The sequence below is a fragment of the Enterococcus aquimarinus genome (assembly GCF_001885765.1).
GTDB lineage: Bacteria > Bacillota > Bacilli > Lactobacillales > Enterococcaceae > Enterococcus_I > Enterococcus_I aquimarinus.
Map to the genome: position 1 here is coordinate 26986 of NZ_JXKD01000020.1, position 9090 is coordinate 36075.

9 protein-coding genes are annotated in these 9090 nt (G+C 35.7%); 4 read left to right on the forward strand and 5 right to left on the reverse strand.

Going from position 1 to position 9090, the window contains the following annotated elements; all coding sequences use genetic code 11:
• Positions 1-5: 5 nt before the first annotated feature.
• From RU93_RS10870 to RU93_RS10880, 3 genes are all read right to left on the reverse strand, one after another.
• Complete coding sequence (locus RU93_RS10870; RefSeq protein WP_071875656.1) at positions 6-1691, reverse strand: hypothetical protein; 1686 nt, start codon at positions 1689-1691, stop codon at positions 6-8.
• Positions 1684-1980: a hypothetical protein gene (locus RU93_RS10875; protein WP_071875657.1), complete on the reverse strand. Its 297-nt coding sequence runs from the start codon at positions 1978-1980 to the stop codon at positions 1684-1686. Before RU93_RS10875 ends, RU93_RS10870 begins: the two co-directional genes overlap by 8 nt.
• A 237-nt stretch (positions 1981-2217) precedes the next feature.
• On the reverse strand, positions 2218-3078 hold the full coding sequence (locus RU93_RS10880; protein WP_342741507.1) for a YitT family protein: 861 nt from the start codon (positions 3076-3078) through the stop codon (positions 2218-2220).
• Between the two features lie 201 nt (positions 3079-3279).
• On the opposite strand from RU93_RS10880, the gene RU93_RS10885 reads away from it, so the two are divergent.
• Complete coding sequence (locus RU93_RS10885) at positions 3280-3771, forward strand: YajQ family cyclic di-GMP-binding protein (protein ID WP_071875659.1); 492 nt, start codon at positions 3280-3282, stop codon at positions 3769-3771.
• Between the two features lie 15 nt (positions 3772-3786).
• Here RU93_RS10885 and RU93_RS10890 read toward each other — a convergent pair whose 3' ends face one another.
• Both RU93_RS10890 and RU93_RS10895 read right to left on the reverse strand, forming a co-directional pair.
• The gene (locus RU93_RS10890; protein WP_071875660.1) at positions 3787-6144 is read right to left on the reverse strand and encodes an ATP-dependent DNA helicase; all 2358 of its coding nucleotides are present in this window, start codon (positions 6142-6144) and stop codon (positions 3787-3789) included.
• Positions 6145-6213: 69 nt separating this feature from the next.
• The gene (locus RU93_RS10895) at positions 6214-6600 is read right to left on the reverse strand and encodes a phage holin family protein (RefSeq protein WP_071875661.1); all 387 of its coding nucleotides are present in this window, start codon (positions 6598-6600) and stop codon (positions 6214-6216) included.
• 136 nt (positions 6601-6736) lie between these two features.
• Between RU93_RS10895 and RU93_RS10900 the strand changes: the two genes are divergently transcribed.
• The 3 genes from RU93_RS10900 to RU93_RS10910 all read left to right on the forward strand — a co-directional run bounded on the left by RU93_RS10900 (position 6737) and on the right by RU93_RS10910 (position 9051).
• The gene (locus tag RU93_RS10900; RefSeq protein WP_071875662.1) at positions 6737-7360 is read left to right on the forward strand and encodes an MBL fold metallo-hydrolase; all 624 of its coding nucleotides are present in this window, start codon (positions 6737-6739) and stop codon (positions 7358-7360) included.
• A 47-nt stretch (positions 7361-7407) separates the two neighbouring features.
• A complete protein-coding gene (locus RU93_RS10905; RefSeq protein ID WP_071875663.1) occupies positions 7408-8100 on the forward strand; it encodes a histidine phosphatase family protein in 693 nt (230 codons plus the stop codon).
• A gap of 117 nt (positions 8101-8217) precedes the next feature.
• On the forward strand, positions 8218-9051 hold the full coding sequence (locus tag RU93_RS10910; protein ID WP_071875664.1) for an undecaprenyl-diphosphate phosphatase: 834 nt from the start codon (positions 8218-8220) through the stop codon (positions 9049-9051).
• Positions 9052-9090 lie beyond the last annotated feature (39 nt).

Sequence of the window (9090 nt, forward strand, 5' to 3'; positions counted from 1 at the left end):
TCTATTTAAACGAAATAATTCAATTTGACGTAAATTCCAATAATGATCACTATCCCCCACATAATAAGGGTTAAATAAATAGATAGGTCATTAAATTTATTATTGTACTCAATTTCTATTTGATTGTTATTAACATACTCTCTATTAATAATTGGGGTACCAATTACACTTAAAGAATATTGATCACTTGCAAGTTCAGTTCCCATTGTAGTAAGCCGTGTACCGGCGTATATAATAACAGGGAATTCAATAAATTCCTCACTGAAATTAATTTCTTTCACTACCAGCTTAGATTTCACTATTGATTTTTTGAAGTATTGATTTTTATTTATGATATTATTTTTATATAGTTCATACGCATTTAGTTCATGTATATTTTTAAAATTCTCGTTTTCATAAAAAGGTAAATAATCTGGCGTTGATTTCATTACTACTTCTAAAGCCTCACCTTTATTTTTTGAAAAGAATGCTTTTTTAATCTTTTTCACATTTTCTTCTTTAAAAACTGTTTTAGGCCCAGATAAAATAAAATCATCGTTACTACTCCATGCACTCAATGTAACAAACATCAGTATAACTACTTGTAATATTCCTAAGAGAACAAAGATCTTGGCTATTTTTTTGAAGTCTGATATCTTGAAAAAGAGATAAAGGATGAAGATTGTTACAGGCGTAAAAAATCTAAATGGAAATTGAATTAACTCCGCTATGAAAAATCGTTTCTCAATTAAAGTATCCCAAGGAATGATACTTGTAGACAATAGCATAAAAATCATCATTATTATAAAAATCATTTTAGATTCAGTGGAATGGTGTTTCCATTTTTTTATAAAAAAGATAATAGTAAAGATTAGTATTATCAAAAGTGAGCATGGATTTATAAGCCAATAATAACTATTTTTATCTATAGTATTCAAACTCATGGTCTTATTCACAAAAGGCTGAATTAATATGTTATTACTAGCAATTGTAATATATGCCGTCCATATATTGAAGGTTAACAAAGTAAATAGGATAATTGCTGATATCAGATCTGTTAAGAAATTTTTTTTACTAGTGCTTTTATAAAAAGCAAAAAAGAAAACTGGAATAAAGATCAAAACCGTTATGAATGCTGAAAGCATATGTATTTGAACTAATAACGCAACATATATACCTAATTTAAATGTCGGGACCTTTTTTTCTTCAAGAACATAAAATATTAAAGAGAAACACATTGGCATCACAGCAGCTCCCCAACTAGAAAAACCTTGTCTTGTTGACCAATATAAGATAGAAAAAGTACACATGTATAATAATGAGCCTAGTAAACTTTTTCTATGGTCTACATGTCCTGACCTAAGAAAGTGATACATAGAGAATCCTGCTATATTATATAAGATAAAATTGGTAATAATTTGATAAGTAAACCAATTATCCGCTATTAATACTAACACACCATTTAGATAAGCAACAAAGGGACTATAAAGTGCATTTACGATTCGTCCAGATTGTTGGAATCCATAAATCGAGATAAAATATTGTAAATTTCCATTTTTTATTTGCTCTGATGTTTCAAAAAAACGATTAAAATGAAAAATAGCATCGGATCCTATCACCATACTTTTAGTAATAATCTGTGGCATTATGAAAATGAATGAAACGAATAATAGAATAAATGGATATTTTTGATTAAAAATAAATTTATTCATAAGTATTCCTCTCAAAAACAGCATCAATTATTTGATTTTTTTTAGTAACAGATTTTTCTCGCACACAAGTGAAAAAAGAATCTTCTTCCTTCTGATTCGAATATTTTTTAATTAAACTTATTTGAAAAAAAATATAAATGAAACTATTTTTAATGTGTTTCTTCATCCTTTGTGAAGCTATTTTTTGCAATAAGGAAAATGAAGTAAAATCACAACTATATAATCTTTTATCTGGCACCCTTATGATTAGCTCAGTTTTACTGGGTAAATCGATTTCTAAATTATCCATGTCTTAACCTTCATGTCAACTTATTTTATGACTAGTATAACATTAAGTCCTTTGTATAAAAAAAGAAACAGTATAATTGAAGTTCAAAAGTCATACACGATTCCCTGAATCATTGTTTTCCCAGAATCTCTTTAGAAATTGAAAATACCCTACCATTCACAATCAAATATGAATGGTAGGGTATTTTTGCATAGTTATCACTGCTATTTTCTGTCTATACGGACGGTCGTTCTTATATTACAACGTCATCCTTGATTTGACTTTAAAACTTCTTTGTTCATCGTCGCTTGCAAAATGACCGGTAACAGAATGCGTCGGTAAAACATTAATAAAGACCTTCTCATCGGCTTCGATCGCTGCTTGCTCTAAATCGTAAAGTTCATAGCGTGTCACGACAATCATAATCGTACTACTTGGTAATCCCGAATACGCACCAACAGAAGGTAAAACAGTCATCCCGCGATACAGACTCTTAGAGATACTTTCTCCCACTTCCGCTGGTTTTGTGGTAATGATAAGCGCGGTAATTTTTTGATGATTCGTATGAATCGTATCAATGACACGACTCATCGTATAAATCGAGATGACGGTATATAACGCACTTTCCACGGAAAAAACAGTCGCTGCCATTAGCACAATTAACCCATTCAACGCCATCATGTAACTGCCGACCGTTTTTCCAGTCATTTTGGAAAAAATGAGTGAAAGAACGTCCATACCGCCAGTTGTAAAGCCCATTTTTAATGAAAGCCCGACCCCTGTTCCGATTAAGACACCACCGACAATAGCATTTAATAAAATATTATCCGTAAATTGGCCCTCGGGAAGAATGATAATCATTAGCGATGAAACGAAAACATTCATAAAGCTAAAAATCATCGCATCTTTCCCTAATTTAATAAATCCTAAAATAAAAATAGGGATATTATAAAGAAAAATGAGTGCCCCCATACTAAGAGACAGATTCAACTGCGACTGTGCCAGTTCAACGGTTATCTGTGACAAGCCATTCATTCCTGCTGACAAGATATTGGCAGGTGTTAAAAAGAAATTCATTCCAATTGCACCAGTCACTCCTGTAAAAAAGATTGTGCCCATCTTTTTTAATAATTCTATATGTTGCCTCTTCTCCATGATTTACTCTGCTTCCTCTCCGTAAAAATCTATCGTCTAAAGAATAGCAGTTTCTTCTGGCAAAAGAAAGAGACAACAGCGAAATATTTCGCTATAATAAAGACATAGTAACAAGCAACATCTCTTTAAAAAGATTGTAGACTAAAAATTGGAAGGAGTGTTTCTATGGCAAAAGATCCATCATTTGATGTCGTCTCCGAAATGAACATGGAAGAAGTCAAAAATAGCGTTCAAATGACGGTTAAAGAATTAACGAATCGTTTTGATTTTAAAGGTTCGACCGTCGATATTAAACTGGAGAATCAAAAGTTAATTGTCTTAGGTGATGATGACTTTAAATTAGAACAAATCAAAGACGTCTTGTTTGCGAAACTAGCAAAACGAGGTGTTCCTACAAAAAATATTCAATTCGGCGAAACACAACACGCACTTGGTTCAAAGGCGCGCCAAACGGCTGATCTTATAAGTGGAATCGACCGTGAAAACAGTAAGAAAATCTCAACAGCCATTAAAAACTCGAAACTAAAAGTAAAAGCCCAAATTCAAGAAGATCAAATTCGAGTTACTGGGAAAAATCGTGATGATTTGCAAGCAGTAATCCAATTATTACGAAACTTAGATTTGCCAATTGAACTGCAATTTACCAATTATCGTTAAAAAAAGAAGGACGAGTTACGACTCATCCTTCTTTTTTTGCCAAAATTCCTCGATTGAACCTTGTAATTGTTGCGGTTGATAACAAATCCGTGCATGTCGCCAGTGTTCCGGAAATAATTTGCGGTAGCGAGACGTATTAAATCTCGTATCAAGCAGTAACACAATGCCTTGATCCGTCATATCGCGAATTACTCGACCGCTGGCTTGTAAGACTTTGTTCATCCCTGGTAGCTGATACGCATACTCAAACCCTTGTTGATTTTTTACAGCAAAGTATTCCTTAATCATTTCTTGCTCATGATTGACTTGTGGCAACCCCACGCCGACGATGGCTACCCCGATTAAACGGTCCCCTTTTAAATCAATCCCTTCTGAAAAAATCCCTCCTAATACGCAAAAACCAACTAATGTTTCAACTGGATTTTCCACAAATGTCGCTAAAAAAGCCTCTCGTTCGACTTCGCTCATTTTTGTATCTTGCACGATGGTTCGAATCGTCGGATTTTGCTCTGTAAAAGCTTCATAAACGAGATCTAAATAGTGATAAGAAGAAAAAAAGACAAAATAGTTTCCCTTTTTACTCGTGACCATCAGCTGAATCGCTTCAATGAGCTGAGGAAGACTATCGGCTCTTTTTTGATAGGTCGTTTGGATATAATTCGCAACAAAAACACCTTGATTTTCTGGTGGAAAAGGACTCCCGACGCGATAAGCGAGTGATTCTTCTCCACCGCCTAAGCGCTGTTGATAATAATCGATGGGACTCAAGCTAGCGGAAAACAGAAGACTACTTTTCCCTTTTTGCAAGGTCTCTTCCAAAAACGCAGACGGATCAATACAAAATTGTTTAATGGTGATCTCATAACGACCAATTTCAATTGTCGTTTCATAGGAGTCATCATAAAATTCACTAATTTTTAAAAAGCGCAGGCATTCAAAATAAGATTGCAACATTTGTTCTTTATTTGCGTCCTCCAGCTGCTCCGCTAAATATTCTTGTAACCACTCGCTGAGTTGGAAGATCAGATTGGTTAACGTCTCCGCAGGTGCTTGCTGATGCTTAAAGATCCAACCTTCTTTTTCGCTAAAGTTTTTTAAAAGATCGAATTCAGAGATGATTTTAGCAAGAATCGTTTGTATTTTCCTTTTTTGTTTCGGTAATAATCCCTGCAATTGAACAAACGTTTGATCAGAAATACTTGCTGAATACATCTCCCGTGACCGTGAAACTAAATTATGTGCTTCGTCCACTAAAAAATACGAATCGCCACTTTCTTCTTCAAAGAATCGGCGTAAGTATACAATCGGATCAAATAAGTAATTATAATCGGCAATAATTAAATCACAAAACAAACTGACATCTAAGGATAATTCAAACGGACAGACTTGATGTTTGCGTCCATACTCTTCGATGACTTCTCTAGTCATCAGCGATTCGTGGTGCAAAAGATCCCACAGCGCGACATTGATCCGATCGTAATAGCCGTTCGCAAATGGACAGTCGTCAGGATTACAGCGACGTTCATCTAAAAAGCAAATTTTATCCTTTGCTGTTAACGTGACACTTTTTACCTGTGCTCCTTGTTTAGTTAAAGCAACTAACGCATCTTCGGCCACTGAACGCGTAATCGTCTTAGCTGTTAAATAAAAGATGCGGTCACCAGAATCCTCACCTAACGTTTTTAGTGCCGGAAACAACGTCGAAATCGTTTTGCCTGTCCCCGTCGGCGCTTCGGCAAACAAGTTTTTTTGATTCTTTAACGTTTTATAAGCGACTATTGCCAATTCCCGTTGTCCTTTACGGAACTGTTCGTAGGGAAACGTGAGCTGAACAAGTGACGTATTGCGAACACGCCGCCAGTCATCTTGAAAAACAAGCCACCGTTGGTATTCTTTCATTAAGTCTTTTAAAAAACGATTTAATTCAGCAATCGAAAACGATCGAACTTCTTTTGTGATTTGTTCTTCGGTTGTTTGAAAGTATGTTAATTGAACGCTCATCTGATCGAGATTTTCTTGCGTCGCATACAGGTAAGCATAGACCATTCCTTGGGCAAAAAACAATTCTTTTTGCCCAGGCTCTAACGCATCAAAATCAACAGCAGATGTTTTAATTTCATCTATTGTCCAACAATTATCGAATAAAAAGATACCGTCTGCCCGTCCTTCTATTTGAATCTTCTCATTTTCTATTTCATATTGCGTCTTTAAAAAGACTTCTGCTTGATAATCTTCTCCTGCCTCTTTTTGGAGCTTGCGATGAAGACGTGCGCCTTCTTGTGCGGTGTGACTACTCGTTCGTCGTTGATCAATACTACCTTGACGTAAAACGAATTCTACTAAATTTCGAACAGAGATTTTCCCTCGATGCATTGTTTCACCTTCTTTACCTCCTAATTATACCCGAAGTGTCACTATTGAGGTAGCACGATAAAAGATCTTTTAATCGTCTTTTTCATCCAGATCTACTTTCTCTTTTAATTTAGTAAGTATTTTTTGTAAATAGTGTGTATCAATCCCTATTTTTTGATAGTTCTCTAAGATTGATTGAATTTCCATAAATAAATAGCCTAAATACAACACCGATAATAAGGCTATTCCTGTTTGACCTGGAATAATCAATGAAACTGGTAAAAAAAAGACGAGTAAAATCATGCTTGCTACTTTCCGAATGATACCATTGATTCCACGTTTAGAAGTGATTTCTTTATGCAGCTTGGCAGCATAAACACCGCTTATGAAATCAATGATCATCGCCACTGATAGTAACGATAATAGATAAATAATTTTTTGTTCCTGAATCAGTTGGATTCCTTGGCTGATTTCCATTGTTCTCCCTCCTCTCTACTATTATCAACGTATTTTCTCCTCTTTTTGTCACACTTTTCTCGAAAAAACTAACTTTGTCAACGACGTCTAACTAGGTTATACTGAAATAAGAAAACTTTTACAGGAGGCTATTCAAATGAATATTAAACAAATACCGACTGGTCCGATTCAAGAAAATTGTTATCTTGTTTGGAACGATGCAGGCGAATTATTAATCATTGATCCTGGTGCCGATGCGTCCCTCATCCAAAGACAAGTTGAAGCGATTCAGGCAAAACCGCTTGCGATCTTGCTGACTCATACCCATTATGATCACATCGGTGCAGTTGATGAATTGCGAAATGTTTACCAAATCCCCGTTTATGTCAGTCCACTGGAAAATGCTTGGCTATCTGATCCAGTCTTAAATTTATCAAGTCGTCATCCTGAACTTGGGGGATTGATTGTCCAACCCGCAGAACACGAATTCGAAATGACGACGTATGAGCTAGGTTCTATTCACTTTAAAGTGGTACCGACACCAGGCCATTCCCATGGTAGCGTCAGTTTTATTTTCGATACATTTGTCGTCAGTGGCGATGCCCTATTCAAAGGGAGTATTGGGCGCACGGATTTACACACAGGGAACTTAGAGCAACTCTTAACAAGTATTCAAACCCAACTCTTTGTGTTACCTGATGAGACAGTCGTCTATTCTGGTCACGGTGAACTGACGACAATTGGCTGGGAAAAACAAACAAATCCTTTTTTTAACCGCTAAAAAAGAGTCGGTCTTCCTTAAAAAAATAAGTACAAGGAGTGAAATAAATGACAAAAACAGAAATTTATGTTGTCAGACATGGAAAAACAATGTTCAATACGGTTCAACGCGTTCAAGGTTGGTGCGATACCCCACTAACAGCCATTGGCGCACAGAAAATTCATTCACTAGGACTAGGATTGCAAGAAACCGATTTTATCGCTGCCTATTCAAGTGATAGTGGACGAGCAATTGAAACGACACGGATTATTCTCAGTGAACACCCAAATGGGGCAAGCATTCCTTACCATACCGATCGCCGAATTCGCGAATGGTGTTTTGGTTCATTAGAAGGTGGCTATGACGCTGAGATGTGGGGCGTCATTCCACGTGTCTTAGATTTACCTTCTTATGATGAAATGATTGCCAAAAAAACGAGCTTTGAAGAAATTTGTAACGCCATTTATACAGCAGATACTGCTAATTGGGCAGAAACTTACGAGGAACTATCATCACGAATTCGTGAAGGTTTTGAAGATATTGCACATCGAGCCGAAAAAAATGGCGGCGGAAAAGTGCTCGTTGTTTCTCATGGTTTGACTATCGCGTTATTACTTCACTTAATTAATGAAGAAAATAACGTCCGTGTCGATATCGATAACGGATCCGTTACACGCTTAGAATATGAAAATGGTCGTTTTACGATTCATGAAGTTGCCGATACGAGTTATATTCTAAAAGGTGAAAATAAACCTTTATAATAAGACGAAATAAGCTAAGATTCTTTAGCTTATTTTTTTATTAAACTGCTTGGTATTCTATAAAAGAAACGGTATACTTATTTTTGTGTGTATTGATGAATAGAAAGGATTGAAGAAATGGCAATAGCAGATTTTTTTAAAGCAATATTATTAGGAATTATTGAGGGAATTACCGAATGGTTGCCCATTAGTAGTACGGGACATCTGATTTTAGCCGATGAATTTATTAAATTAAATGCCACAGAAGAATTTATGACGATGTTTAACGTGGTGATTCAACTCGGAGCCATTATGGCTGTGGTCGTGTTATATTTCAACAAGTTAAATCCTTTTTCCTTGTCGAAAACCAAAGATGAAAGTAAACAAACCTGGAGCTTATGGTTCAAAGTCATTGTCGCGATTATTCCTTCTGCCATTATTGGTTTACCTTTAGATGATTGGTTGGATGAGAACTTTCATCACTTCTTACCAGTAGCCATCATGTTAATTGTTTATGGGGTTGCCTTTATTTTAGTAGAACGCTACAACAAAACGCGCATTCCAAAAGTAACGGAGCTCTCACAAATTACGTATCAATTTGCACTAATGGTTGGATTCTTCCAAGTTCTCGCCTTGATTCCAGGAACTTCACGTTCAGGTGCGACAATTTTAGGTGGGATTTTAATTGGGGGTTCTCGTTTCGTATCCGCTGAGTTCTCATTCTTTTTAGGCATTCCAACGATGTTTGGCGCAAGTTTGTTAAAAATCGTTAAATTCTTAGCGAGCGGCAATCATTTTGATTTTAACTCAACCATGATCTTATTAACTGGAACCATCGTTTCATTTGTAGTATCGATCTTAGCAATCAAATTCTTAATGAACTACATTAAGAAAAACGACTTCTCTGTCTTTGGTTGGTATCGCATTATCCTAGGTGTTATCCTTATCGGTTACTGGGTCATTAGTCTATAAAAAATAAAGGCTCTTTAACAACTAGGGTTGGTACATCTT